The organism is Maritimibacter sp. DP1N21-5 (genome assembly GCF_019218295.1).
Taxonomy (GTDB): domain Bacteria; phylum Pseudomonadota; class Alphaproteobacteria; order Rhodobacterales; family Rhodobacteraceae; genus Maritimibacter.
Genome location: NZ_JAHUZF010000002.1, coordinates 200,662 through 224,879 on the forward strand (window position 1 = coordinate 200,662; position 24,218 = coordinate 224,879).

Below are 24,218 nucleotides of genomic sequence, written 5' to 3' on the forward strand. Positions count from 1 at the left end.
ACGGATGGCCGATACCCAGAACCTCGATACCGACGCCGTGACCCGCTGGGCCGAGGCCCATGTCGAGGGCTTTTCGGGTCCCATCACGGCGACCAAGTTCAACGTCGGGCAATCGAACCCGACCTTCCGTCTCGATGGCCCGTCGGGCGCCTATGTGCTGCGGCGTAAACCGCCGGGGCAGCTCTTGAAGTCGGCTCACGCGGTCGACCGCGAGTTCCGCGTGCAGAAGGCGCTGGCGGAGACCGACGTGCCGGTCGCGCGGGTCCATACGCTCTGCGAAGATCCCGAAGTCATCGGGTCGGACTTCTACATCATGGAGGCGGTCAGAGGCCGCAACATCGACGATCCGCGCATCCCGGACACCACCAACGCGGAACGCGCGGCGATCTATGCCGAGATGTGCCGGGTGCTGGCCGCGATCCACGAGGTCGACATCGAGGCCGTGGGGCTTTCGGATTACGGCCCGCCGGGCAATTATTTCGAGCGCCAGATCGGGCGCTGGACCAAGCAATACCGCGCGTCCGAGACCGAGACGATCGCGGATATGGATGCGCTCATCGACTGGCTCGGAGCGAACATTCCCGACGACAACCAGCGCCGGCTCGTGCATGGCGACTACCGCATCGACAACATGCTCTTCGAGGTCGGCGGGCCGCGCTGCGCCGCCGTGCTCGATTGGGAGTTGTCGACCATCGGGCACCCCTATGCCGATCTCGCCTCGCTGATCATGCAGTGGCGGATGCCGCCGGGGGCAGAGGGGCGCGGACTGGACGGTGTCGACCGCGCGGCGCTGGGCATCCCGTCGGACGAGGCCTTCGTCGAGATGTATTGCAAGGCGCGGGGGCTGCCGGGGATCGCGGGGATGAATTTTTACTTGGCTTTCGCGTTCTTCCGCATGGCCGCGATCATTCAGGGTGTCTACAAGCGCGCGCTCGATGGCAATGCCTCGAACCCGGAACGGGCGATGCGTCTGGGCAAGGCGGTGCCGCAGTTCGCGGCCAAGGGACGGGAGGCGGCACATGGCTGACTTCGCCGGCAAGGTCGTGCAGATCACCGGGGCGGCGAGCGGCTTTGGCGCGCTCGCGGCGGCGGAATTCGCGCGGGCCGGGGCGCAGCTCCTGCTCTCGGACGTGAACGAGGCCGGTCTGATGGAAGTCGCGCGCAATCTCGAAAGCCTCGGGTGCGAGGTGCAGGCGGATGTGCTGTCGGTGGCGGACGACGCGGCGATGGCCGCCCATGTGGGCGTCGGGGTCAAACGTTTTGGCCGGCTCGACATCGCGCTCAACAACGCGGGCATCGGGAACGGGATGCAGCGGCTCCACGAGATCCCGCTCGCGGATTACGACCGGGTGATGGAGATAAACGCCAAGGGCGTCTTCATCGGGATGCGCCACCAGATCCCGGTGATGCTCGAACAAGGGGCTGGGGCGATCCTCAACACGGCATCGGCGGCGGGCCTCGTCGGATCAGGCCAGCTCTCTGCCTATGCCGCGTCCAAACATGCCGTGATCGGGATGACCAAGGCCGCCGCCGACGAGGTCGCGCGCAAGGGTATACGCGTCAACGCGATCTGCCCGTCCTTCGCCTCGACCCCGATGGTGGAAACCATGGGCGACATGATGGGCGAACGCCACGGGATCAGCCGGGAGGACGCCTATGCCCGTATCGCGGCCCGTGTGCCCATGCGCCGTGTCGCGGAACCGATGGAGGTGGTCCAGGCCATGCTCTGGATCGTGTCGGACGCGAACACATTCATGACAGGGCAAGCCATTTCGATTGATGGGGGGCTCACCGCCGTATAAGGAGGAACGCCATGGGGAAAGACGAGTTCATCGACGATTTCGGCGGCGATGCCGACGGCGACCGCAAGTTCGTGACCGCGCTTGCGCGGGGTCTCGACGTGCTTCGGTGTTTCCGACCGCATGAAACGACGCTGACCAACCAGGAAATCGCACAGCGCACCGGCCTGCCGAAGCCGACGATCTCGCGGCTGACGCATACGCTGTGCAAGCTCGACTACCTCGTCTATTCCGAGCGGACGGGCACGTATCGTCTTGGCGCGGGGGTGCTGTCGCTGGGCTATGGCGTGCTGTCGGGGATGGAGATCGCCGACCGCGCCCAGGGCGAGCTCCGAGCGCTCTGCGACACGGGGACCAACCCGCATATCACCGCCGCGCTCGCCGAACAGCACCGGCTTTCGGCCGTCTACACCGCAGTGCACCGCTCGCAGCAGGCCGTTGCGCTGACCATCAACGTGGGCGCGCGGCTGCCGATCATGCATTCGGCCATAGGGCGCGCGATCCTCGTCGCCATGAACGAGGCCGAGCGCGCGCATATCGTGCAGCTCGCCAAGGAAGACCGCCCGCAGGACAGCGACCGCATCCAGGAAAGCATCGAAAAGGCACTGGAAGACTACGCGAAATATGGCCTTTGCACCGGCTTCGGCGGCTGGCGCAAGGAAGTGCACGGGATCGCGGTCCCGGTCTATTCCCTGAACGGCGACCGGATCTATGGGCTCAACGTGGGTGGTCCGTCGTTCCTCGTCTCGCCGGAGGAACTGATGGACAACTACGCCGAGCCGCTCAAGCGCGCGGCACAGAACCTGTCGTCGGGGGCACTCGGGGCAGGGGCCTGATGTCCCTCGATCCCGTGCTCGTCGAAGACCCCTACGAGTTCCAGAAGCTCCTGGGCTTCCGGATCACGGCCTGGTCCGAGGATTACGCACGCTTTGAACTGCCGATGGCGGCGCATCTGGGCAACCGCTACGGCATTGCCCATGGCGGCGTCCATGCGACGCTTTTGGACACGGTGATGGGCTTTGCGGGCTGCTACACCGGGTCTCCGGATGTCCGGCGCCTGGCGATGACATTGTCGCTCACCGTCAATTACCTGTCCCAGCCGAAAGGGGATCTGCTGGTGGCCGAGGGGCGGCGAGTCGGCGGCGGGCGGAAGACCTTCTTCGCCGAGGCGGAGATCACGGACGACACGGGGGCGAAGGTTGCCACCGGGACCGGCGTGTTTCGCTACCGGGCGAGCTGAGCGGGGCGTCTGGCGCAGGTGCAGGGGGCGTTCGGTTTCGGGATTCCGGAACTCTGGAATCCCGGAATTCTGGAATCCTGAAGCCGCGAATATATCGGCCGCACCAATGGTTTACCGACCGGACAGTTCCGGAACAGGCAAACCTCCTGGCGAGACCTGTCTCGCCGGGAGGTGACATCGCGCAAGGGTCCGTCTTCAGGCCGCGTAGCCTGCCATGACCCGTTCAAGGTGGAAGTCCACATCGCCAAGCTGTGCGTCAATCATGACCAGCCGCTTGGCAAAATGGCTGACGGCCGCCTCCCAGGTCATGGCGATGCCCCCGTGCATCTGGATCGCCTCTTCCGCGACCAGCCGGGCCGCACGACCGGTCAGGGTCTTGGCCATGGACACCGCGCGGCTCTGATCGGTCTCGCCCATCCGGCTCGCCGCCAGGATGGTGATCGAGCGCGCCTGTTCGATCTCGGTCACCACGTCCACGGCGCGGTGCTGGAGCGCTTGGAACTTGCCGATGGCGACGCCGAACTGCTTCCGGGTGCGAAGGTAGTCGAGCAGGATCTCGTTCGTCGCGTCCATGGCCCCCACCGCCTCGGCACAAAGCGCGAGGCGCCCTGCGTCGAGCGCGTCGGTGAGCGCGGCCTCGGCGTCGTCCAGAAGCAACGTGCCGGGGGTCGCGTCGAGGAACAACTCCGCCGCGCCGCCACCGTCGATCAGCCCATAGCCCGTGACCTGCGCGTCCGTGCCCGTGACCTCGTAGACCGCGAGCGCGTCGCCCTTGCGCGCCGCGACGAGGAACACATCCGCGTCGTTGCCGCCATAGACCACCGACTTCCGGCCTGACAGCTTGTCGTCCTCGGCCAGGGTTGCGATGTTGTCCAGATCGTAAGGCGCGTCCAGTTCGCCGATGGCGACGGCATAGCGGCGCGAGCCGTCAAGCAAGCCGGCCTGATCTGCGCCCGCCGCAGTGAGCAGTTTCGATGCCATGAGTGTGCCCAGCACGGGCTCGGGGCAGAGGCCGCGACCCAGGGCTTCGAACACCGTGGTGATGTCGAACCCAGTGCCGCCGAAGCCGCCTGCCTTTTCGGGCGCGAGGGCATAGAGCACCCCCAGTTCCGCCATTTCGCCCCAGAGCGCCGGATCATGGAACGGCGCGTCGTAAGCGACCTTGCCGCGGTGGTCGAAGGCGTATTTGTCGGCGAGGAACCGGGTCAGGCTGTCGGACAGCATCCGGCGGTCTTCGGTCAGGGAAAAGTCCATGTCACAGCTCCAGCATTGCTTTGGTCAGGATGTTTCGCTGGATCTCGTTCGACCCACCGAAAATCGACAGCTTGCGGTTGTTGAAGTATTTCGCCGCCGCATAGACGTCTTCCGGCTCGCCCAAGGCGGCGTTGCCGAACATCTCTTCGGACGGGAAGGGGGCCGCCGCCGGACCGAGCGCGCGGCGTGAGAGGTCGTTCAACGTCTGGCGGATCACGGTGCCCTTGATCTTGAGGATCGAGGTTTCCGGCCCCGGCTGTCCCTGCGTCTGGGCGCGGTAGAGCATCCTGAGGTTGGTGATCTTCATCGCTTCGAGCTCGATCTCCACGTCGGCAACCCGTGCGGCGAAGAGCGGGTTCTCGAGAAGCGGCCTGCCGCCCCGCTTGATCCGTCGCGCCTGTGCCTTGAGCTCTTCGAGCGCTTTCATGGAAAAGCCCACGCCCGCGATGTTGGTGCGTTCATGGGTGAGCAGGAACTTCGCGATCGTCCAACCCTGGTTTTCCTCCCCGACGAGGTTCTCCACCGGCACGCGCACGTCGGTGAAGAACACTTCGTTCACCTCATGCCCGCCTTCGATGAGCTTGATCGGGCGCATCTCGATTCCGGGGGTGTCGAGTTCGACGAGGATGAAGCTGATGCCTTCCTGCGGTTTCCCGTCCGTCTTGGTGCGCACGAGGCAGAAGATCTTGTTGGCGAACTGGCCGAGCGTGGTCCAGGTCTTCTGGCCGTTGATGACGTAGTGGTCGCCGTCCCGGACCGCCCGGGTCTTGAGGCTGGCGAGGTCCGAACCCGCACCCGGTTCCGAATAGCCCTGACACCACCAGTCGGAGCCGTCGAGGATGCGGGGCAGGATTTCGTCCTGCTGTTCCTTGGAGCCGAACTTCTGGAGCACGGGCCCCAGCATGGCGAGGCCGAAGGGCACGATGCGGGGCGCGTTGGCGCGGGCGGCTTCTTCCTCGAAGATGTGTTTCTCGACAGGAGACCAGCCGGGGCCGCCAAATTCGACCGGCCAACCCGAAGCGAGCCAGCCCTTGGCGTTCAGGATCGCGTGCCAGCGGTCCATGTCGTCCTTGTCCAACTCGCCGCCGACGCGCACCTTGTCGGAGAGGTCTTTCGGCAGGTTTTCGTCCAGAAATGCCCGCACCTCGTCGCGGAAGGCGATTTCCTCGTCCGTGAAGCTCAGGTCCATAAGGGTCCTCCCCGTCGCTCGTTTCGTCGGTTTATTTGTCGTTCAGATCCGCAAAGGTCGTCCCGTCCTCGGCCATACGGCGCAGGATGGCGGGCACCTTCCAGTAATAGGGGTCGTCCATGGCGTAGGTCTCGATCCGGCGCACGATCTCCTTCGCGCCGATCTCGTCCGCATACTTCAGCGGTCCGCCGCGGAAGCGCGGGAAGCCGTAGCCGAAGAGGAACACGGCATCGACGTCGATGGGACGCAGCGCGATGCCTTCCTCCACGACGCGAGCCGCTTCGGAAATCATCGCCGTCATGTAGCGGTCCACGATCTCCTGATTGGTGAAGTCGCGCGGCGTGATCCCCTTGGCTTCCCGTTCCTCGTCGATGATCCTGAGCGCCACGGGGTTTGGACGGATGTCGCCTTCATCATAGATGTAGAACCCGCTGCCGGTCTTGCGGCCGAAGGCGCCGGTTTCGCAGATCCTGTCATGGATGCGCACATAGCGTTCTTCGTTGGGCCGCGTCTCCGCCATGCGCTTGCGGTTGGCCCAGCCGATGTCGAGCCCCGCGAGATCGCCGACCTTGTAGGGCCCCATGGCGAAGCCGAAGTTTTCGAGCGCAGCGTCGATCTGCTCGGGCGAGGCACCGTCCTCCATCAGGTAGCCGGCGGTCTTGCCGTAATAGGCAAGGATGCGGTTCCCGATGAAGCCATCACAGACGCCGGCGCGCACCGCGATCTTCTTCATCCTCTTGGCCAGCGCAAAACCGGTCGCGACCACCTCGGGCGCGGTCTTTTCGGCGACCACGACTTCGAGCAATTTCATGATGTTGGCGGGCGAGAAGAAGTGAAGCCCGATCACGTCCTCAGGCCGCGAGGTGGCCGCCGCGATCTCGTCCACGTCGAGGTAGCTGGTGTTCGAGGCGAGCACGGCACCCGGTTTGCAGATCTTGTCGAGCATGCCGAAGATGTCTTTCTTCACGTCCATGTTCTCGAACACCGCCTCGATCACGAGGTCCACGTCGGCAAGGGTCTCCATGTCTGTCGACGGCGCGAGCCGCGCCATGGCCGCATCGCGTTTCTCGGCACCCATCTTGCCGCGCTTCACCGCACCGTCGAGGTTCTTGGTGATGAACCCGACACCCTTGTCGAGCCCCTCCGGCGAGATTTCGATGAGCCGCACGGCAAGGCCCGAGGTCAGCGCCGCGGTCGCGATGCCCGACCCCATGGTGCCGCCCCCGATCACGCCGATTTTCGCGACGGGGCGCGGGGTGGCGCCGGCTTCGGGGATCTTGGCGACGGCGCGTTCGGCGAAGAAGGCGTGCTGCATGCCGCGTCCCGAGGCGGTCTGAAGAGAGGCCATGAAGCATTCGCGCTCGAACTTCATGCCCTCCTTCACGTCGCCGGTCGAGCGTTCGACGGCCTCGATCACCATGGGTGCGGAATCGAGGTTGGGCATCTTCTTGGCGACCATCGCGCGCGCGGCGTCGAGCGCCGCGGTATCGACCTCCACGGGCAGGTCCGAGGTGCGGCGGGTCGGAAGGCTGCCGTCGAGCACGGCTTTGGCAGCCGCGAGGGCCACGCCGCGCGGCTCGCCTTCTTCCAGCCGGTCGATGAGCCCGCGCTCGAGCGCCTCCTCACCCGTGACCATGTTCCCCGACAGAGCCATGTCGAGCGTATGCTTCACCCCCATGAGCCGGGGCCCGCGCTGGGTGCCCCCGGCCCCGGGCAGGAGGCCAAGGTTGATCTCGGGCAGGCCGACGCGCAGACCCTTCACGCCGACGCGGGCGTGGGTGCCCATGCAGATTTCCAGCCCGCCCCCGAGCGCCGTGCCATGCGGCGCGGAGATGACGGGTTTCCCTGAGGCTTCGATGTGGTTGATCGTATCGGGGAGCGACGGGGACAGCGGCGGCTTGCCGAACTCGCGAATGTCGGCCCCCGCGACAAAGGTGCGGCCCGCCGCATAGATCGCGATGACCTTCACGTCCTCGTCGGCATTCGCGGCATCCATCGCCGCGATCAGCCCGGCGCGCACGGACTGTGCGCTCGCGTTCACGGGCGGGTTGTCGATGCAGACGAGGGCGACGTCCCCCACACGTTCGAGGGAAATCACGTCGTTGATCTTGGTCGGTGCGGTCATGGGGTCGTCTTGTCCTTGGATGTGTCAGGAAGCCTTGGCGTCATGCGCGTCGATGAGATGCGCGAAAGTCGCCAGGAGCTTGTGTTTCAGGATCTTGCCGGTGGCAGCGGCGGGAAATGCGTCGATGATGAAGACACGTTGCGGCACTTTGTAGCCCACGAGATGCGCCTTGAGAAAGTCCCGCATTTCGTCTTCCGTCGTGCCGGGCCGCGCGGTGACGAAGGCGAGGATCTCTTCGTTTCCGGGCACGGGACGGCCGACGACGGCGGTCTGGAGCACCTTCGGGTGGCGCGTCAGCATGGCTTCGACTTCGGGCGGATAGACGTTGAACCCCGAGCGGATGATCAACTCCTTGCGCCGTCCCATGATCCAGAGCGTGCCGTCCGGGTCGATCCGGGCGAGGTCGCCGGAGCGGAAGAACCCGTCGGGGCGGATCGCCTCGGAGGTGGCCTCGGGGCTGCGGAAGTAGCCTTGCATGATGTTCGGGCCCCGGATCAGCAATTCGCCGACACCGTCCTCGTCAGGCGCGTCAATGATGCACTCCACGTCGTCGAGGATCTGTCCCACCGAGGTGTCGCCCCGCGGATCATCAAGTCGCGTGCCCGACACGCCCGGCGAGGTTTCCGTCAGCCCATAGCCGTTCTGAAGCGGAATACCGAAGGTCGCTTCGATCTTTTCCTTCCACTCAGGATCGAGCGGCGCGCCGCCCGACGAGATATAGCGCAGGTTCGGCGCGTCGGGTCTGGTCCCGCGGCGCGCAAGTTCCGCGAGGATCGCCTGATACATCTGTGGAACCGCGGGCATGACGCTGTCGCCCTGGGCAAAGGCGTCGAGCACGGCGGCGGCGGAGAAGCGCGGGATAAAGCGGATCGCGCTGCCCCCGGCGAGCGAGGCGAGAAAGGCAGAAGCGAAGCAGAAGATATGCGTGCCGGGCAGCACGCCCACCACGGTGTCGCCCGCTGCCATGCCGCGCAACCGCGCCGACACCTCGGCATTCCAGACGAGGTTCGCATGGGTCAGCATCACGCCCTTGGGGGCCGAAGTTGTCCCGGTGGTATACATGAGCGCCGCGACCTGTTGGGCCGGGTCGTCCGACACCGGCTCGGGCGCGCAGGCCGGATCATCAAAGGGACCGGCGACCAGTAACTCCCCGGTTTCAAGGTGCCCGCGCACCGTCGCGCCGAGTCGCTCCGCATGGTCACGCGCCGGGGCCGAAGCTTCGGGCGTGAAGACGATCAGCCTCGGTCCCGCATGAGCACGCAGAGCGTCAAGTTCATCAGGGGATTGCCGCGCGTTGACCGGCATGACCCAGGCCCGGATCCGACTGGCCGCGAGGACCGTGATCGCATAGGTGGCCGAGTTCTCGCAGACCAGCATGACCCTGTCGCCGGGACCGAGCCCGAGATCACCCAACCGCTGCGCCAGGTCGCGGGCCGCGGCATCGATGGCTCCGAATGTGAACTCTCGGCCGTCATGGTCAATGATCGCAAGGTCGCCAGCCGGGTGGCGCCGGGTCAGGTCGTGCAGCCAGGTCATGTTTCCTCCCAGACGGCGCAGGGCCGCAGATGCGACCGTAGCCGAGGCAGTTCACCAGGTCAACAATGTGAAATCTTATTTTGCAGCGCGAAATAATTTCCGACTCAACGGTCGAATTTGAAAGAGTTCGCGCGAAGGGGAAAGGGGAAACGACGCCAGACGCGATCCCTGACCAGACTTCGAGTGGGCCGCGACCCTCAGCCGTCGTCGCGCTTCAACACGGGCGCGCTTCGGTCGAGGGCGAGGTCGGCGTCCGAGAACACCCAAGGCCCGCGCACGCCCGGCACGCCTTCGGGCGCGATCCTGAGGCCCCGCGCGATCACCTGCGGATCGGCGAAGACGTCGGCGATTTCGTTGATCGGCCCGGCTGGCACCACGGCCCTGGCCAATGCCGCAAGCAGCGCGTCGCGGCTCCACCGCGCGGTCGCCTCCGCGAGCAGGGGTTTGAGCTCCGCCCGCGCCGACACCCGGTCGCCGTTCGTGCGAAACCTCGGGTCGTCGGCCAGTTCGGCACAGCCCAGCACAGTGCAGAGCGAGGCGAACTGCCGGTCGTTGCCCACCGCGACGATCACATGGCCATCGGCCACCGGCAGCGTGTCATAGGGCATGAGGTTGGGATGCGCATTCCCAAGCCGACCGGGGCTTTCGCCGCTGACGAGGTAATTCATCGCCTGATTGGCCAGAAGCGCGGTGGCGCAGTCCAGAAGCGAGATGTCCACGCTCTGGCCGCGCCCGGTCCGGTGCCGCGCCTCGACCGCCGCCAGAATGCCGATCACCGCATAGAGGCCCGAGACGACGTCCGTCACCGCGACCCCGACCTTGGTCGGCTCGCCCTTGGCCTCGCCCGTGATCGACATGAGCCCGGAGAGCCCCTGGATCATGAAGTCGTATCCTGCTTCGCCCGCGCGTGGCCCGTCTTGGCCGAACCCGGTGATGGAGCAATAGATGAGCCGGGGGTTCGCGGCGGCGAGCGAGGCGTAGTCCAGCCCGTACTTCGCGAGCCCCCCGACCTTGAAGTTCTCGATCACCACGTCAGCATCGGCGATCATCGCCTTCACGCGGGCGATGTCGTAAGGGTTGCGAAAGTCGGCCGTCGCTGTCGCCTTGCCCCGGTTCGCCGCATAGAAATAGGCCGCTGTTCTGTCGCCGTCACGCTCGATCCAGGGCGGGCCCCAGCGGCGCGTGTCGTCGCCCTCGGGGCTTTCCACCTTCACCACCTCGGCGCCGAGGTCGGCCAGCGCCTGTCCCGCCCAGGGCCCGGCCAGGATGCGGGCGAGTTCGACGACCTTTAGACCGGACAGCAACGACATGGTTTTCCTCCTGTTCGCTTGGGCGTAGCATCCGACCAAACCCCGCGCAATGACGCGACGGAAGTGACGGCGGCCCTTGTCGCCGCGTAACGCCCTGCGCAGAAATTCGGGCGAAACAGGAGGATCTCATGCCGCACGACCTACCCGCGAAAAGCCGCCCCGACCTTGGCCCCTTCGACTGGCAAGACCCCTTCCGCCTCGACGACCAGCTCGAGGAAGACGAACGGATGATCCGCGACTCCGCGCGCGCCTATGCCGCCGAGAAACTCGCCCCGCGCGTGATCTCGGCCTTCGAGAACGAGGATACCGATCCGGCGATCTTTCGCGAGATGGGCGACATGGGTCTGCTGGGCGTTACCGTGCCCGAGGAATACGGCGGGCTGGGCGGGTCCTACGTGAGCTATGGTCTCGTCGCGCGGGAGGTCGAGCGGATCGACTCTGGCTATCGGTCCATGATGAGCGTGCAGTCGAGCCTCGTCATGTATCCGATCTATGCCTATGGCTCGGAAGCGCAGCGCAAGAAATTCCTCCCCGGCCTCGCCTCGGGCGAGCTGATCGGCTGCTTCGGTCTGACCGAACCCGACGCGGGCTCGGACCCCGGCAGCATGAAGACGCGGGCGGTCAAGACGGGCAGCGGCTACCGGATCACCGGCACGAAGTTGTGGATCTCCAATGCGCCCATCGCCGATGTCTTCGTCGTCTGGGCGAAGTCCGATGCCCATGGCGGCAAGATCCGGGGCTTCGTGCTCGAGAAGGGGATGGAGGGGCTCTCGGCGCCGAAGATCCAGAACAAGCTGTCGCTCCGCGCCTCGATCACCGGCGAGATTGTGATGAAGGACGTGGAGGTGGGCGAAGGGGCGCTTCTGCCGAATGTCGAAGGGCTGAAGGGGCCATTCGGCTGTCTCAACCGGGCGCGTTACGGCATTTCATGGGGCGCAATGGGGGCGGCCGAGTTCTGCTGGCACGCCGCGCGGCAATACGGGCTCGACCGGGTGCAGTTCAATCGCCCGCTCGCCCAGACCCAGCTTTTCCAGAAAAAGCTCGCCGACATGCAGACCGAGATCACGCTGGGCTTGCAAGGTTCCCTTCGGGTCGGGCGGCTCATGGACGAAGGTCGCGCAGCCCCCGAAATGATCTCGCTCATGAAGCGCAACAACTGCGGCAAGGCGCTCGATGTCGCGCGGATGGCGCGCGACATGCATGGCGGGAACGGGATCTCCGGCGAGTTCCAGGTGATCCGCCACATGGTGAACCTCGAAACCGTGAACACCTACGAAGGCACCCATGACGTCCACGCGCTCATCCTCGGGCGGGCGCAGACCGGGCTTCAGGCGTTCTTCTGATCGTCACAGCGGACAGGTCCCCAGCGCCGCGGCAGTCGTGACGCGGGCAACGGGCCCTGTCTGCGGGCCCCAGAATCCGGCCACGTCCTCCATCGCGCCCGTCAGGCCGGGTGCGCGCCAGTCGTCTTCGGTCGCGCGGACGTAGTCGACGATGCGCAACCCGTCGCCCCGGATCGCCTTGGCCGCGATGTCGTCGGGCAGGAGCGCAAAGGCGCCGTAGCTTTCTCGGATCGGGAATTTCAGGCCGGGAAAGCTCCGGCAAATGACCTCGGTGCAGGCGTAGGAATCGCAGGTCTCGAAATCGAAATGAAAATCGAAAGGACGCCCGACGAGGGACAGCATGGTCCCCAAGGCCGCGCTTTTTTCGCTGGCCGTGACCTCGGGTCGTGTGACCAGCACTGCATCCCGCCCCGAGAGCACGTCCTCGAGGCTCGCGAGCCGCACCTTCGGCGGCACACCATCCACCACCACGCGCCCGGCGCGGATATCGTCACGAAAGGGCGCGAGGGCAGGGTGGTTCCAAAGACCCGCCGCCCGCAGCTCCTTTTCGGTTCCGAGGTAGACCGCGGAATGTGTGAACCAGCCCGGGATCATGCGTGAGACCATCTGGCTCTTGGCCGCGAAAACCATGATGTCGAGCGGCCGGGCCGCATCGGCCACCCGGGCCTGCGCCTCGGGTCGGGCGGCAAGCAGCCCGCCATGGCCATCGTCGGAGGTCAGGGGTTCGAGCGTCTCGCCCATGTTGCGGGCAAGGTCGGCGAACCACCGGGGTTGGCGCTCCGGGTCCTGGCAACAGGTGAACTCGGACGGATCGGCATCGGGCGGCAGGCCCTCGAAATCCGGGTGCACCACCGGCATCGTGCAGGCCGCCAGACCCAAGAGGACCAACGCAGGCATAAGCCGTTTGATCGTGGCCCAGAGCCCCGTGCGCATTCCACCCATCGCCTGCCCCACTCCCTTTGAGTCCCGTTGGTCAACCCATCCCGCCAGACCTCGTCGCCGAAGGTCCCGTGCGAGATATTCCCCAATTCGGATATGATCGTAGCGCGGATTCACTCACGGGGAAAAGCCCCCACTGCAATGGTGTTCCCCGACTTTCCCGTTGCTGTCGCGGATGCTACGAGAATACATGACCCAGCCCCTGCCACCGCTCCCCGCCGACGCAGACGATCGCCGCGCCATCGCGCCGGTGATCTGTTATCCGACCGAGACTCTGCCCAAGCCGGATCTCGCGGCCTATGGCGACCGCCGGGAAGGCGCGCGCAAAGTCGCCGAGACCCGGGTGCCGCCACGCGACGCGGCGACCTTCGAGGTGCCTGCGGGCGGCTTCTTCCGGATCACGAGCATCGAGGGGCCGCAGGTGGGCGACCTCAACCTCTGGAACGCGGAGGACCTGTCGGAGCGCTTCTTTTCCGGCAAAACCCGGGCGCTGCACGGCACCCATGTCACCACGGGCGACCGGCTTTGGTCATCCTTCCCGCACCTGCGCCCGATGGCCACGATCACCGCCGACACGCTGGGCTGGTATGGGATCGACGAGCATGGCGGCGGTGTTCATGACGTGATCGGCACGCGCTGCGACCCCTATACCCACCGGCTTCTGGCCGAGGACGATTATCACCACTGTTGCCACTCGAACCTCACCCGTGCCCTCGCCACGGCACGCGGGCTTCCGTTGGCAGAGGCTGAACGACATGTGCACGACGTGCTCAACGTCTTCATGTGCACGGGGTTCACGCGTGATACCGGTCAGTATTTCATGAAGGCCTCGCCGGTCCGCCCCGGTGACTACCTCGAGTTTTTCGCCGAAGTCCGGCTCCTTGGCGCCTTGTCGGCCTGTCCCGGTGGCGACTGCGGCGCCGAACATTCGTCCGACGCCGCCGCCTGTCATCCGCTTCTGGTCGAGGTCTTCGCCTGCGACGAACCCTGGAGCCCGCCCGCGCGAAACCCCTATGACGGCACGCACGGGCTTTGACCCGAGGCCTTACTGTTCGCGGAACGCCCGCTGCATCGAGTCCGCGATCGGCTTGACCAGATACTGCACAAAGGTGCGCTCGGCGGTCTGGATCATCACGAGCACCGGCATCCCGGGCACCGGGGCGAAGCCGGGGATCCGGTCCAGTTCCTCGACCGGGATCTTCACCCGCGCCACATAGACCTCCCGCGGCTGACCCCCTTCGTCGTCCACGATGGCGTCGGCCGAGACATAAAAGACCTCGCCCGTCAGGATCGGGGTCGTGCGCGCATTGAGCGCGGTCAGCCGGACCGAGGCCTGCTGGCCGATCTTCACGCTGTCGATGTCGGTGCGCGCGATCATCGTTTCGATGATGAGCGGCACGTCGGTGGGCAGGATTTCCGCGATGACCTTGCCCGCCTCCACGACGCCGCCGACCCCGGCATAGTTGAGCCGGACGACCGTGCCGGACACCGGCGCGTCGATCACCACCCGGCGCAGCGTCGACTGCGCATCGCGTTCCTGTTCGCGGACGGTATCAAGCTCGATCTGCACGCTTTCAAGCTCGTCGAGCGCGGCCTGACGGTAGGTGTCGATGGCCTGGCGCTTCTGTGCCTCGTATTTCGCACGAAGCTCGATGCTCTCGCTGATCTCCGCGTCGATCCGGCCCAGCTGACCATCGGCCTCCGCCAATGCACGCAGGAGCACGTTGTAGTCAGAGCGCCGGATCAAGGCGCGGTCCAGAAGGATCGCCTTGGCGTCGCGGTCCTCGCTCAGAAGCTCGATCTGCCGCTCCATCGCCTTGCGCTGGATACGGTAGCCTTCTTCCCGGCTGTCGAGCACCGCGATGTTGCGTTCGATCAGGCCGATGTCGTTCTCGAGCTGCGAACGCGCGACCTCGAATGAAAGCGCCTGACTGTCGAGCATGGTAGCGATTTCCGGGTCGCTGCGCGCATCTTCAAGCCATTTCGGAAAGACAAGCTCGGGTTTCGCGTCGTATTCCGAAAGGATCCGCGCCTCGATGGCTTCGAGCCGGACACGCCGCAGGAAAAGTGCCCTCTGATTGGCGAGCGCCGTGGTCTCGTCCAGCCTGAGAAGGGGTGCGCCCGCGCGGACCTTGTCGCCTTCGGCCACATGCATCTCGGCGATGATGCCGCCCTCCAGGTGCTGCACCATCTTGTTGCGACCCGTGGCGACGAAGGAGCCGGGCGCCATGATGGCGGCGGCAAGCGGCGCGGAGAACGCCCAGTAGCCGAAGCCACCGAAAGCCACGGCGATCATCACGATCCCCGCGATCAGGTGCTTGAGGATCGACCGGGGCACGTCGGCCTCCCAGGAGGCCTCCCAGGGGGCGACCGCCCCAGCCGGTTGGTGATCTATGGTGACGGGAAGACGGGCGCTGCTCATGCCGGTGCTCCTTCAAGTGAGGTGTTGGATTGCTGGCCGACGTTCTGTTGCCGGGCCGCGCGCCGGTTCGCGAGTTCCTTGAGGATCTTGTCACGCCAGCCGAACATCGAGATATGCCCGGTATCGAGCACCATGATCTTGTCGACCGAGGTCAGGATGTTGGGCTTCTGCGAGATCACGATGGTCGTGATCTTGTGCTCCTTGGCATGGCCAAGCGCGCGCACAAGGGCTGCGTCACCATGGGTGTCGAGGTTCGAGTTCGGCTCGTCCAGCACGAGGAACTTGGGGTCGCCGAAGAAGGCGCGGGCGAGCCCGATCCGCTGTTTCTGTCCGCCCGACAGCGGCGCGCCATCGGCGGCCACCACCGTTTCATAGCCCTGCGGCAGATCCGCGATCATGTCGTGCACGTCCGCCAGCATCGCGGCGCGGTATATCGCCTCGTCCGAGGCGTCGGACCGCATCCGGGCGATGTTGGCCTTGATCGTGCCGGGAAAGAGCTGCACGTCCTGCGGCAGGTAACCGACGCATTCGCCAAGCTGGCGCGGGTCCCAGTTGCGCAGGTCCATGAGGTCGAGCCGCACCGCGCCCGAGGTGGGCAGGATCGACCCGACGAGCATCTTGCCCAGCGTCGTCTTGCCTGCACCGGAGTTGCCGATGATCGCGAGCCGTTCGCCTGCGCCGATTGAGAAGGTCAGCGCGTTCAGCACGACGCTCTTGGTGCCGGCGGGCACGAAGAGAAGCCGTTCGACGTCGAGCCGACCTTCGGGGTTCGGCAGGCGCAGCTTGTCGTTGTTGCGCGCGGCCCGGCTCATCAGGTTGCCGACCCGGTCATATGCACCGCGGGCGAGGAGATAGCTGTTCCAACCTTCGATCGACCCTTCGATCGGGGCCAGGGCTCGCCCTGCCACGATGGAGGCGGCGATCACCATGCCCCCGGTCATCTGCCCGTCGAGCGCCAGCCATGCACCCCAGCCCAGCATCGCGATCTGTGCCAGAAGCCGGAACATCCGGCTCATAGCGGCGGTCACGATATTGCGGTCCTGCGCCTTGACCTGCGACTTGAGCGAGGCTGCCGTGTCGGCGCCCCAGATGCGCACGGCCTCGGGGATCATCGCCATGGCGTTGATGATCTGGCTGTTGCGCGACATGGATTCCAGGTGAAGGTTGGCCTTCACCTGCGCGACATTGGCATCCTTGAAGCCCTGCGACGTGATCTTTTGGTTAATGAAGGCCATGACGGCCAGCAACAGCGCCGTCACGATCACGATCATCCCCAGATGCGGGTGGATGAGGAAGATGACGAAGATGAAGGCCGGCACGAAGGGCACGTCCAGGAACGACAGGAGCGTGCCGGAGACGAGAAAGCCCCGCAGCGTCTGGAGATCGCCAAGGGTCTGGTATTCGCGTCCGTTGGAATGGAGCGAAGCCTGCGCTGCCGCCGCGAGCACCGGTGCCCCGAGCCGTGCCGCCACATCCACCGCCGTGCGCATGAGGACGAAGCGGCGGACCGCGTCGAGCGCGGCCTGAAGGACGATCGCGCCGGCGATGACCACGGTCAGCATCACAAGCGTGTCGATGGACCGCGATGTCAGCACCCGGTCCGAAATCTGGAACAGATAGAGCGGCACCGCCAGGATGAGCACGTTGGTCGCCATGGTCAGGACGATCACGTAAAGCAGGTTTGACGTGATGCGCCGCTTCACCGCGGACAACACCTGCGCCGGGTCAGCGGCCTTTGTGCGTTTGTGGAAACTGGGCGAAGAGGATCCGTTCACCAACGCGGGTGGCGCGTTGTTTGGTGCGACCGGCCCTTTCGGGGTGTCCCCCTGTCCCTCACCCCTCGCCGGCTCGGGCGCTGTGGACCGGTCGCCCGCCACGTCATCCTCGATTTGGCGCGCGTCTTCCGACGCGCCAAGGATGAGCCGCGGATTGTGTGCGTTTTCACCTGCGCCGGCGTCGACCCCGTCGGCGTTGTCTTCGTTCCTGTCAGCCATGTTTTCCCCCACGCTGTCCTTCTTAAAATGTCTTACCCAATCGTCATGCCACCATGGTGCTCAGGGCATCGAAGGTGCCCGAGCCGCCTCCGGCACCGTCGCCGCCGTAGCCGCAATCCTGCCCGTCGTCGTCGCGATCGTTCAGCAGTCCGTCCGCGAGGAAGGCGACCGCCTCCGAGGCGAGCCCTCCGAGACCGCCGTCGCCGAAGTCGAGGTCGAACATGTCGCCGTCGTGGTCGATCATCCCGGCCTGATAGATCACCGCGTCGGAGTAGACGCCGTTCTGCGCCATGACGTCGCTGTCCAGGCCGTGGAAGGTCAGGTTCGCGATATTGGCGAGCACGTTGTCCCCGGTGGAAACGTCGATCCGACCGAAGCCGAGCGCATCCAGTATGCTCGCGAAGATCTGGATCGTGTCGGCGTCGGTCAGCATGTTGATCTGGACGAGGCTCTGCTGGCTGATGAAATCCCCGCCGATGGTCAGGATCGTCGGGACGTAGAAATCCTGGAACGTGTCGTCCTGATCGAAAACGAAGGGATTGAAATTGCCGGAGGCCAGCCCGTCGAGCGCCGATTGCCCGGTCTCGGACATATCGACGGCGTGATCGACCCCGGACCGGCTGATGTTGGCTTCGTTCCAGAGAAGGTTGCCCGAGGTATGCAGGTTGCCCCCAGTGCCCGGCGCCATGGCGACGAGGTCGTTGTCGAAGAGCAGGTTCATCTGCTGGATCGACGCGATGGTAACCATGTCTCCACCCACGACGATCATGTCGTAACCGTGCTGGAAGCCTTGCAGGACCGCGGCGTTGGACAGCACGTTGTCGCCCATTGTGACGGCGAAGTTGTGGAACACCGTCTCGAAGGTGATCATGTCGTTGTCGGTCATCAGGTTGATCTGGACCGTCGTCGAGGAATAGACGAGATCGCCCGCGATGTTGGCCACCGCGTAGGAGGCCGGCATCCCTTCGTGCGAGGCGGGCACCGGAAAGGTCGGCCCGCTCGCGGCATTGTCCAGCCATTCCATCGTGACCACGTTGTGCGCCGTCGAGGACCCCGCGCCGTGGAGCGCCTCCGGCTCGCCGATGATGTGGTCGCGGTCGGCAAGGATGTTGATCTGTTCGACGATGGTCAGCTCGCGCGCCTCGCCGCCCACGATGAACTTGCTCGCATCGACCGAGACATGGGTCAGGAAGAACTCGTTGAGCAGGAGGTTCTCGCCTGTCGCGATGGTCTGGACCAGTCCGCCCACCCCCGAGGTCGCGCCGGCGCTGTCGCCGGGTTCCAGGTGGACCAAGACGTCGAGCGTTTCGCCTGCTGCGGTGGCGGCATCTCCGAAGCCATCGTCTTCCGGCTCCTCTTCCCCTTCTTCGCTGTCGTGGGGAACATAGCCCGGCTGGTGCTGGTCCAGCACTTTCTCTTCCGCGATCCGGGCGTCGAGCCGCAGGACCAGCGTGTCAGGCACCTCGGCCATCGCCACCCCGTCCATGAGCACCGGACCCCCGTCGCCGATGATCCCGGTCATCGGCGTGCCGATGGCGGTCCCGGCATGAAGCATGTGAACCTGCGCTCCCGGTTGCACGCCGACGCCCGCCTCTCGGTCAGCAAGCGCGTCGAGAACCCGCTCGAGAAGTGCGCCGCTCTCGGCGCCGTCGAGAAGTGCGTTCTTGTGGCTGAAGTCGACCCCCAGAATCGACAGCGCATCGGCCACCTTGGCCAAAGTCACGAAGTCGGCGCCAAGTGCCGCGTCCGACCGCCCGGCGAGGATCTCGTCGCTCAGCTCGAACGGGCGCTGCATCAGCCAGTCGTTGTCGAAGTTCCAGTTCGTCTGGTGGAGAAGCGCGAACCACGCGCCCGGAGGCATGATCTCGAAGGGCATGGGTTTGAAATGAATCGTGCGGCCGGCGTCATCGAAGTCGAACTCCGGGGCGGGCGCATGGGGACCCAATAGTTTCGCGTTAGGAATATCGGGTGACACCCGGAAGGGCGCGCTCGGCGCCGCCATGAAATCGGCGGGCCCCTGATAGAAGACGCCGGGATCGAAGGGATCGAGCGTCATTTCCGAACGGACCGAGATATTCACGTCCAGAAGCGCGTTCGCCTCCTCGATCTTGGCCTTCAGGGCGCGGAGCTCGTCGTATTGCAGGCGCAGGATGGCTTGTTCGATGTCCTGCTGAAAGGCTCCGATAAAGTGCGCGATGATCTCGGTATGGCGGTCAAGCATGGTCCCTGTCCTCTAAGGCCGCCCGTGGTGCGCATACATGGACGAGGGGTCATGGCACATGCGGCAGGCGGTACTAATTCCCGCCTGGTTAATTCCAACAGCCGGCCGCGCGGCGGGACCTGGGGCTGGCGCTACCTAAAAAGTGGGGTCTCTCCTCCCCCTTGGGTCGAGGGGAGGAGAGAAGCCGCTCCGCGGACGTGGGGCGGTCCGAAAGCCGGAGCGGTCAATGACTTGAGAGTCTAAAATCAGATCTCGTCGTCACCGATGGTGTAGGTCGACGTCATGTTGCCGCCGACGACCGTGGTGTCCACGGTGTTGCCCAGAACGTTCGCGCCCATCACGATGTCCTGGTTGAATGCCGACACGTCGAAGACCGCATCCGCCGAGGCGCTGGCCGCACCGTCGGCATAGCCGTCATCGCCGTTGCCCGAACCCCAGTTGCCGACCGAGCCGCCGAGACCATCGTCGTCATCATCGCGACCGCCGCCATATTTGTGGCCACCGTGACCCCAGTCTTTGCCGTCGTCACCGCCAGCCGCAGCACCGGACGCGCTGATCCCGTCACCGGTTTCCGCGCCGCCGCCCGACACCGTTCCGGTGATCGAGAACGAAGCGTCGTTCTTCACCGAAACGTCTTCGAGCGAATCGTTGTCGTAGTTGTTGTTCGCCTGGGCGAACACCTGACCCGAGTCGTTGCCGGCACCGGTGAGGGCTTCGTCGAGAATGTCGTTCAGGTTGATCTCGTTGCCGGGATCATAGCTGAGGTCGCCATCCGCAAACACGATGTCGCCAACTTCGGCGTCATCAATATCGATCGCGTCGTTGTCGTCCGGCTCATAGCCTTCGAGATCGAGATCGACTTCAACGTCGACATCAACGTCCACGTCGGTTTCCGACTTGTTGATGTTTTCGTTGATGTTGCCGTTCAGGTTGGCATTGCCGTTCAGGTTGCCATTGGCATTGAGGTTGCCGTTGCCGTTGGCATTGCCGTTACCGTTGAGGTTCCCGTTGCCATTGCCGTTGGCGTTGCCATTCCCGTTCAGGTTGCCATTGCCGTTGCCGTTCAGGTTGCCGTTGTGGCTCTCGGACGACTGCGCCTGGCCCTGAAGCTGGCCTTGGCCCTGACCCTGAAGCTGGGCCTGAAGCTCAGCCTGAAGCTGGGCCTGGGCTTCGGTTTGCGTCTGTTCCTGATCGTTGTCGTCACCTTTCGACGGATGATGGTTGTAGTTGTTGTGGTTGTTACGGCTTCTTCCACCCATAATAGGTACTCCTGGATTAAGGTGGTCCGGACGCCGTCACTCATCTCGCAAACGGTCGTCGAACCGGTTTCGGTGTTGGGGTCTCCCCCGTTCGGTGTGAGGGAAACCCCCCTCAGGCCTGCGCATCCACACTGGTTCTTGGGACCCGGAGGTCTGTCGAACCGCAACATCACTACCGCGTAACCGGATGTCGCAAGCGCCGACCACGTTGGCCGACAAGCAACAGACTGAGCCGGGGGAGGGCGTTCAAACAGCCGGAATTAGGATTATCAATCTCGAATTTCACCGTAAGATACTGATAATGTTCATGAAATTTCTGCATGATCCGCGAATCGTATCCCGGCGCCCTCCGAAATGCTCGGCGAGCCCGCGAATCGTTGCCCTTTGGTCATGTCCGAAGGGTGTAGATCACCTGCTCTTGCCAGATGTTCTACTTGCGGTTGCGCGTTCGCTTTGCAAAATGCAAATAATGTCGCGACGTTACCCTGTGCTTTTGGCTAGGACGCCGCGCTGCGGATCAAAAAGTCATCCAAATAAAAGACGCGGTCTCAGGCCCTTAGAGGTTTCCTGAAAGAGTTGATGCGAATGTTGCCCAAGAGATGTACATATTGTGGATAGGTTGCTGCACGGGGTGTTAAGGCTAACCTAATCAACATAGCACTATCGGGCGACCGGCTGCCGGTCTCTCATTCATAACATTTCGGTCGTTTTTGTGGGCCGTGGAACGCGCAAGCTTGAGGGGGCTAAGATGCGATTTCCGTTGGGTAATGTCGTAAATGATTTGTCAGTTCCAGTGTCATTGCGCACCGGGTTTAAGGGAGGAAAGGTTGTGGGGGGTAATTTCTTGTTCTGTTTCGTCGGAACAGGACGATTGTTTTCTGACGTCGTGTTGCGGACGATAGAAAATGAGTTCGAGGATGTTCAGGCCGTGCGTATGCCCGACCTGGCGACGTGGGATCTGATCCGTTCGCAGACCGAGGACTACGAAGGGCTGATCCAGAGGGTGCTGATCGTTGACGAGCGGGAGGTGGGTCGCCTTGCGCAGTTCCTCGACCGCGACGCGGCCCTGACCCGTGATGTGCAGATTGCCGTGGCCGTTCGGTCGGACGACAGCGCACGGGCCCTGCTGGCCGACAATTCACACATTCTGTCTTACGAGAACGTCAGTGTTCTTCCCATGAACCTGAACCTCGCATCGTGGATCCAGCTCGTCCGGCTGATCGACTGTGGGACGCGCTATGTGCCGTCGTTCTACATGAAGTCACTGGCGGGCGAGGGAGAGTCCGAACCGCCCTCACGGCCCGAACCGCCGCCGCGCGTCGTCTCCATGCGGGCCGGATCGCGCCCCGTGCAACAGGCGAGCGACGCGGCGCAGGCGGATGAGCCTGTCGCAGAACCTCCGGCGGTTACACGAAAGTCGCTGGACAGTGACGACACGCCCGCCGTGGTGAAGCGCAAGCTCACCCCGCGCGAAACCGAGGTCCTGAAACTCGTGGCCTCCGGTCAGCCCAACAAGGTGATTGCCCGCGATCTGGACGTGTCCTGCCACACGGTGAAGCTGCACATCCACCGGATCATCGCGAAACTGGGGGTGAACAACCGGACCGAAGCGGCGGTCTGGTATCATCAGACACTCCATGGCTAGCACCAGTCAGACGCCTCGAGGCCCGGAACCGGCGCTGCCCAGCGTTCCCCCGGACTTCGACCGGCTGCTGACCCGGATCGGGTATCTCAACTACGCCTGGACCAACACGGAAAGTCTTCTCATCCATGTGCTCGCCGGGCTGCTCGACGCGGCCCGGCCGAGCGCTAAGGAAACCGCAACGATCATCCACTTGACGTTGAACACGACGCGGGCACGGATCGACCTGATCGAACGTCTGGCCAAGCGCGAGGGCAATCCGCTTCCGAAAGAGGCGATCGACCGGATCCTGAAACTGACCCATGACATGAAGCGTCTGTCAGGCATCCGCAACCAGCTCAACCATTCGCTTTATGCGTTCGACGCCAATCAGGGGATCATGCGGTCGATCCAGATGAAGATCGCAGATCGGAAGTCCGGCCTGAAATACGGGCAGGAGAAACCGCTTGGCCGCGAGAGCGTCGAGGAACTCGACGAGGTCCTGTCCCAGATTCGCGCAGCGAACGCGGCGCTCTGGTCCGTGATCTTGGACTACGATCTGCCCGCCTGATCGGGATCGGCTTTTCAGGACAACCTCCGCGCAAGAAAAAAACCCGGGCCGATGGCCCGGGTTCACTGTCCCATGGTGCAAGCTCTCTTGGAACGTTTCGCGAAACGCCGCGTCAGCGCGTTTCACGAAAAGTGCGCAACATTCGTTGGTTGCGCATGTTTCGCCTCCGTCTGACAAGTCAGGTCAGAGGCGAAGCAGTCTTAGTGGAGCTTGGTTTCCACGTCGCCGATCGCCGCGTCGATGAGCTTGTTGCCCTCGGCCGCAGAGATGTTCTTGGCGATGATGTCTTTCGCGGCGGCGATCGCCACGGTGACGGCCTTGTCCTTGACCTCGCGGATCGCGGCGGCTTCCGCCGACTTGATCTGGTCTTCGGCGGCAGCCAGACGGCGCACGATCGAGGCTTTCAGGTCCTCTTTCGCCACTTCGGCAGCCGTCGCGGCTTCGGTCTTCGCGTGCTCGACGATCTGGGCGGCCTGTTCAGCCACTTCCTTCTGCTTGCGCTCGTAAGAGGCAAGGATCGTCTGCGCCTCTTCACGCAGCGCCCGGGCCTCGTCCAGTTCGGCACGGATGCCGGCCGCCCGTTTGTCGAGCAGGCCGCCCACCATGCCGGGCACCTTGAAGTAGATCAGGACCAGCACGAAAAGGATGAAGGCCAGCAGCACGATGAAGTTCGTGTTGTGCAGGCTGAAGAAGGGACCCGTCGCCGCAAGGGCAGGGGTCGCGGCGACCAGAGGCAGGAGGGTGAGAAGCTTTTTCATGTTCTTACCCCTTGATCTGATCTGCCACGGCGGCATCGACGGCTTTGGCATCGGCGGAAAAGCCCATGGAAGCCAGGATTTCGGCAGCGGCGTCTTTTGCAACGGTGGTCGCGCTTTCGACGGCACCGGCGCGGATTTCGGCAATCGCCTTTTCCGACTCGCCGGTCTTGGCGGCGATTTCGGCGTCGGCCTTCGCCTGTGCGGCATCGAGATCGGCCTGAATGTCGGCCTTCGCGGCGGCGACGATCTTGCCGGCCTCCGCCCGTGCATCGGCGAGGGCCTTCTTGTAGGCTTCTTCCGCATCCACGGCTTTTTGCTTGAGCTCTTCGGCAGCGGCCAGATCGTTCGTGATCGTGCCCTGACGTTCGGCCAGCACGCCCGCGATGCGGGGCAGTGCGATGCGCGACATCACGAAGTAGATGATGACCAGCGCGACCACGAGCCAGAAGATCTGGTTCGAGAAGGTCTCGAACGCCAGCTGGGGCATGCCCGGGCCAGCCGCCTCGGGGGGCGTGCCGAGCGCGACTTCCGCAGCGGCTGCTGCTTCGCCGGCGGCGTGTTCGGTTTCAGTTGCCATCGTTTCCTCCAGGAACCTTGTTTACATGGGCGGGACCCAAAGGCCCCGCCCCGCGTAAGG

Annotated in this window: 20 protein-coding genes; 8 read left to right on the forward strand and 12 right to left on the reverse strand. The window is 64.5% G+C overall.

What is annotated here, in order from left to right:
- Nucleotides 1-4: 4 nt before the first annotated feature.
- From KJP29_RS01555 to KJP29_RS01570, 4 genes are read left to right on the forward strand one after another with little or no spacing between them, the layout of a single operon-like run.
- Nucleotides 5-1,027, forward strand: a complete 1,023-nt coding sequence (locus KJP29_RS01555) for a phosphotransferase family protein (protein WP_218461780.1) — start codon at nucleotides 5-7, stop codon at nucleotides 1,025-1,027.
- Nucleotides 1,020-1,802: an SDR family NAD(P)-dependent oxidoreductase gene (locus KJP29_RS01560; RefSeq protein ID WP_218461781.1), complete on the forward strand. Its 783-nt coding sequence runs from the start codon at nucleotides 1,020-1,022 to the stop codon at nucleotides 1,800-1,802. The genes KJP29_RS01555 and KJP29_RS01560 overlap by 8 nt, the downstream gene beginning before the upstream one ends.
- 11 nt (nucleotides 1,803-1,813) lie before the next feature.
- Nucleotides 1,814-2,635 (forward strand): IclR family transcriptional regulator, encoded by an 822-nt coding sequence (locus KJP29_RS01565; protein WP_218461782.1) that lies wholly within the window; start codon nucleotides 1,814-1,816, stop codon nucleotides 2,633-2,635.
- Nucleotides 2,635-3,039, forward strand: coding sequence for a PaaI family thioesterase (locus KJP29_RS01570; RefSeq protein ID WP_218461783.1), 405 nt, complete (start codon nucleotides 2,635-2,637; stop codon nucleotides 3,037-3,039). Before KJP29_RS01565 ends, KJP29_RS01570 begins: the two co-directional genes overlap by 1 nt.
- 195 nt (nucleotides 3,040-3,234) lie before the next feature.
- Here the strand turns inward: KJP29_RS01570 and KJP29_RS01575 are convergent, their stop codons facing one another.
- The 5 genes from KJP29_RS01575 to KJP29_RS01595 all read right to left on the reverse strand — a co-directional run bounded on the left by KJP29_RS01575 (nucleotide 3,235) and on the right by KJP29_RS01595 (nucleotide 10,453).
- Nucleotides 3,235-4,293 (reverse strand): acyl-CoA dehydrogenase family protein, encoded by a 1,059-nt coding sequence (locus KJP29_RS01575; protein ID WP_218461784.1) that lies wholly within the window; start codon nucleotides 4,291-4,293, stop codon nucleotides 3,235-3,237.
- Nucleotide 4,294: 1 nt separating this feature from the next.
- Nucleotides 4,295-5,482 (reverse strand): acyl-CoA dehydrogenase family protein, encoded by a 1,188-nt coding sequence (locus tag KJP29_RS01580; RefSeq protein ID WP_218461785.1) that lies wholly within the window; start codon nucleotides 5,480-5,482, stop codon nucleotides 4,295-4,297.
- 31 nt (nucleotides 5,483-5,513) lie between these two features.
- Complete coding sequence (locus KJP29_RS01585; RefSeq protein ID WP_218461786.1) at nucleotides 5,514-7,607, reverse strand: 3-hydroxyacyl-CoA dehydrogenase NAD-binding domain-containing protein; 2,094 nt, start codon at nucleotides 7,605-7,607, stop codon at nucleotides 5,514-5,516.
- A 24-nt stretch (nucleotides 7,608-7,631) separates the two neighbouring features.
- Entirely contained in the window at nucleotides 7,632-9,143 is a 1,512-nt protein-coding gene (locus KJP29_RS01590; RefSeq protein WP_218461787.1) for a class I adenylate-forming enzyme family protein, read from the reverse strand.
- A gap of 197 nt (nucleotides 9,144-9,340) precedes the next feature.
- Nucleotides 9,341-10,453 carry a CaiB/BaiF CoA-transferase family protein gene (locus KJP29_RS01595; RefSeq protein WP_218461788.1) on the reverse strand — a complete coding sequence of 371 codons (1,113 nt, stop codon included), beginning with the start codon at nucleotides 10,451-10,453 and terminating at the stop codon, nucleotides 9,341-9,343.
- Nucleotides 10,454-10,581: 128 nt separating this feature from the next.
- On the opposite strand from KJP29_RS01595, the gene KJP29_RS01600 reads away from it, so the two are divergent.
- Nucleotides 10,582-11,796, forward strand: a complete 1,215-nt coding sequence (locus tag KJP29_RS01600) for an acyl-CoA dehydrogenase (RefSeq protein ID WP_218461789.1) — start codon at nucleotides 10,582-10,584, stop codon at nucleotides 11,794-11,796.
- A 3-nt stretch (nucleotides 11,797-11,799) separates the two neighbouring features.
- Here the strand turns inward: KJP29_RS01600 and KJP29_RS01605 are convergent, their stop codons facing one another.
- Nucleotides 11,800-12,738 carry a YiiX/YebB-like N1pC/P60 family cysteine hydrolase gene (locus tag KJP29_RS01605; protein ID WP_218461790.1) on the reverse strand — a complete coding sequence of 313 codons (939 nt, stop codon included), beginning with the start codon at nucleotides 12,736-12,738 and terminating at the stop codon, nucleotides 11,800-11,802.
- Between the two features lie 187 nt (nucleotides 12,739-12,925).
- Here KJP29_RS01605 and KJP29_RS01610 point away from each other — a divergent pair, with 187 nt between their 5' ends.
- Nucleotides 12,926-13,771 carry a DUF1989 domain-containing protein gene (locus KJP29_RS01610; protein WP_218461791.1) on the forward strand — a complete coding sequence of 282 codons (846 nt, stop codon included), beginning with the start codon at nucleotides 12,926-12,928 and terminating at the stop codon, nucleotides 13,769-13,771.
- A 9-nt stretch (nucleotides 13,772-13,780) separates the two neighbouring features.
- Here KJP29_RS01610 and KJP29_RS01615 read toward each other — a convergent pair whose 3' ends face one another.
- From KJP29_RS01615 to KJP29_RS01630, 4 genes are all read right to left on the reverse strand, one after another.
- Nucleotides 13,781-15,157 (reverse strand): HlyD family type I secretion periplasmic adaptor subunit, encoded by a 1,377-nt coding sequence (locus tag KJP29_RS01615; RefSeq protein ID WP_218461792.1) that lies wholly within the window; start codon nucleotides 15,155-15,157, stop codon nucleotides 13,781-13,783.
- Nucleotides 15,154-17,151 (reverse strand): type I secretion system permease/ATPase, encoded by a 1,998-nt coding sequence (locus tag KJP29_RS01620; RefSeq protein ID WP_218461793.1) that lies wholly within the window; start codon nucleotides 17,149-17,151, stop codon nucleotides 15,154-15,156. Before KJP29_RS01620 ends, KJP29_RS01615 begins: the two co-directional genes overlap by 4 nt.
- A 43-nt stretch (nucleotides 17,152-17,194) precedes the next feature.
- Nucleotides 17,195-19,372, reverse strand: coding sequence for a hypothetical protein (locus tag KJP29_RS01625; RefSeq protein WP_218461794.1), 2,178 nt, complete (start codon nucleotides 19,370-19,372; stop codon nucleotides 17,195-17,197).
- 245 nt (nucleotides 19,373-19,617) lie between these two features.
- Nucleotides 19,618-20,631 (reverse strand): hypothetical protein, encoded by a 1,014-nt coding sequence (locus tag KJP29_RS01630; protein WP_218461795.1) that lies wholly within the window; start codon nucleotides 20,629-20,631, stop codon nucleotides 19,618-19,620.
- A 934-nt stretch (nucleotides 20,632-21,565) separates the two neighbouring features.
- Between KJP29_RS01630 and KJP29_RS01635 the strand changes: the two genes are divergently transcribed.
- Nucleotides 21,566-22,276 (forward strand): response regulator transcription factor, encoded by a 711-nt coding sequence (locus KJP29_RS01635; RefSeq protein ID WP_255553396.1) that lies wholly within the window; start codon nucleotides 21,566-21,568, stop codon nucleotides 22,274-22,276.
- The gene (locus tag KJP29_RS01640; protein WP_255553386.1) at nucleotides 22,269-22,823 is read left to right on the forward strand and encodes a hypothetical protein; all 555 of its coding nucleotides are present in this window, start codon (nucleotides 22,269-22,271) and stop codon (nucleotides 22,821-22,823) included. Before KJP29_RS01635 ends, KJP29_RS01640 begins: the two co-directional genes overlap by 8 nt.
- 200 nt (nucleotides 22,824-23,023) lie before the next feature.
- Here KJP29_RS01640 and KJP29_RS01645 read toward each other — a convergent pair whose 3' ends face one another.
- Both KJP29_RS01645 and KJP29_RS01650 read right to left on the reverse strand, forming a co-directional pair.
- The gene (locus KJP29_RS01645; protein WP_218461797.1) at nucleotides 23,024-23,581 is read right to left on the reverse strand and encodes a F0F1 ATP synthase subunit B; all 558 of its coding nucleotides are present in this window, start codon (nucleotides 23,579-23,581) and stop codon (nucleotides 23,024-23,026) included.
- A 4-nt stretch (nucleotides 23,582-23,585) separates the two neighbouring features.
- Nucleotides 23,586-24,158, reverse strand: a complete 573-nt coding sequence (locus tag KJP29_RS01650; RefSeq protein ID WP_218461798.1) for a F0F1 ATP synthase subunit B' — start codon at nucleotides 24,156-24,158, stop codon at nucleotides 23,586-23,588.
- Nucleotides 24,159-24,218: the final 60 nt, after the last annotated feature.

Coding starts and splice junctions, on each gene's coding strand:
- KJP29_RS01555 (WP_218461780.1), top strand. CDS start 5: ATGGCCGATACCCAGAACCTCGATACCGACGCCGTGACCCGCTGGGCC.
- KJP29_RS01560 (WP_218461781.1), top strand. CDS start 1,020: ATGGCTGACTTCGCCGGCAAGGTCGTGCAGATCACCGGGGCGGCGAGC.
- KJP29_RS01565 (WP_218461782.1), top strand. CDS start 1,814: ATGGGGAAAGACGAGTTCATCGACGATTTCGGCGGCGATGCCGACGGC.
- KJP29_RS01570 (WP_218461783.1), top strand. CDS start 2,635: ATGTCCCTCGATCCCGTGCTCGTCGAAGACCCCTACGAGTTCCAGAAG.
- KJP29_RS01575 (WP_218461784.1), bottom strand. CDS start 4,293: ATGGACTTTTCCCTGACCGAAGACCGCCGGATGCTGTCCGACAGCCTG.
- KJP29_RS01580 (WP_218461785.1), bottom strand. CDS start 5,482: ATGGACCTGAGCTTCACGGACGAGGAAATCGCCTTCCGCGACGAGGTG.
- KJP29_RS01585 (WP_218461786.1), bottom strand. CDS start 7,607: ATGACCGCACCGACCAAGATCAACGACGTGATTTCCCTCGAACGTGTG.
- KJP29_RS01590 (WP_218461787.1), bottom strand. CDS start 9,143: ATGACCTGGCTGCACGACCTGACCCGGCGCCACCCGGCTGGCGACCTT.
- KJP29_RS01595 (WP_218461788.1), bottom strand. CDS start 10,453: ATGTCGTTGCTGTCCGGTCTAAAGGTCGTCGAACTCGCCCGCATCCTG.
- KJP29_RS01600 (WP_218461789.1), top strand. CDS start 10,582: ATGCCGCACGACCTACCCGCGAAAAGCCGCCCCGACCTTGGCCCCTTC.
- KJP29_RS01605 (WP_218461790.1), bottom strand. CDS start 12,738: ATGGGTGGAATGCGCACGGGGCTCTGGGCCACGATCAAACGGCTTATG.
- KJP29_RS01610 (WP_218461791.1), top strand. CDS start 12,926: ATGACCCAGCCCCTGCCACCGCTCCCCGCCGACGCAGACGATCGCCGC.
- KJP29_RS01615 (WP_218461792.1), bottom strand. CDS start 15,157: ATGAGCAGCGCCCGTCTTCCCGTCACCATAGATCACCAACCGGCTGGG.
- KJP29_RS01620 (WP_218461793.1), bottom strand. CDS start 17,151: ATGGCTGACAGGAACGAAGACAACGCCGACGGGGTCGACGCCGGCGCA.
- KJP29_RS01625 (WP_218461794.1), bottom strand. CDS start 19,372: ATGCTTGACCGCCATACCGAGATCATCGCGCACTTTATCGGAGCCTTT.
- KJP29_RS01630 (WP_218461795.1), bottom strand. CDS start 20,631: ATGGGTGGAAGAAGCCGTAACAACCACAACAACTACAACCATCATCCG.
- KJP29_RS01635 (WP_255553396.1), top strand. CDS start 21,566: ATGCCCGACCTGGCGACGTGGGATCTGATCCGTTCGCAGACCGAGGAC.
- KJP29_RS01640 (WP_255553386.1), top strand. CDS start 22,269: ATGGCTAGCACCAGTCAGACGCCTCGAGGCCCGGAACCGGCGCTGCCC.
- KJP29_RS01645 (WP_218461797.1), bottom strand. CDS start 23,581: ATGAAAAAGCTTCTCACCCTCCTGCCTCTGGTCGCCGCGACCCCTGCC.
- KJP29_RS01650 (WP_218461798.1), bottom strand. CDS start 24,158: ATGGCAACTGAAACCGAACACGCCGCCGGCGAAGCAGCAGCCGCTGCG.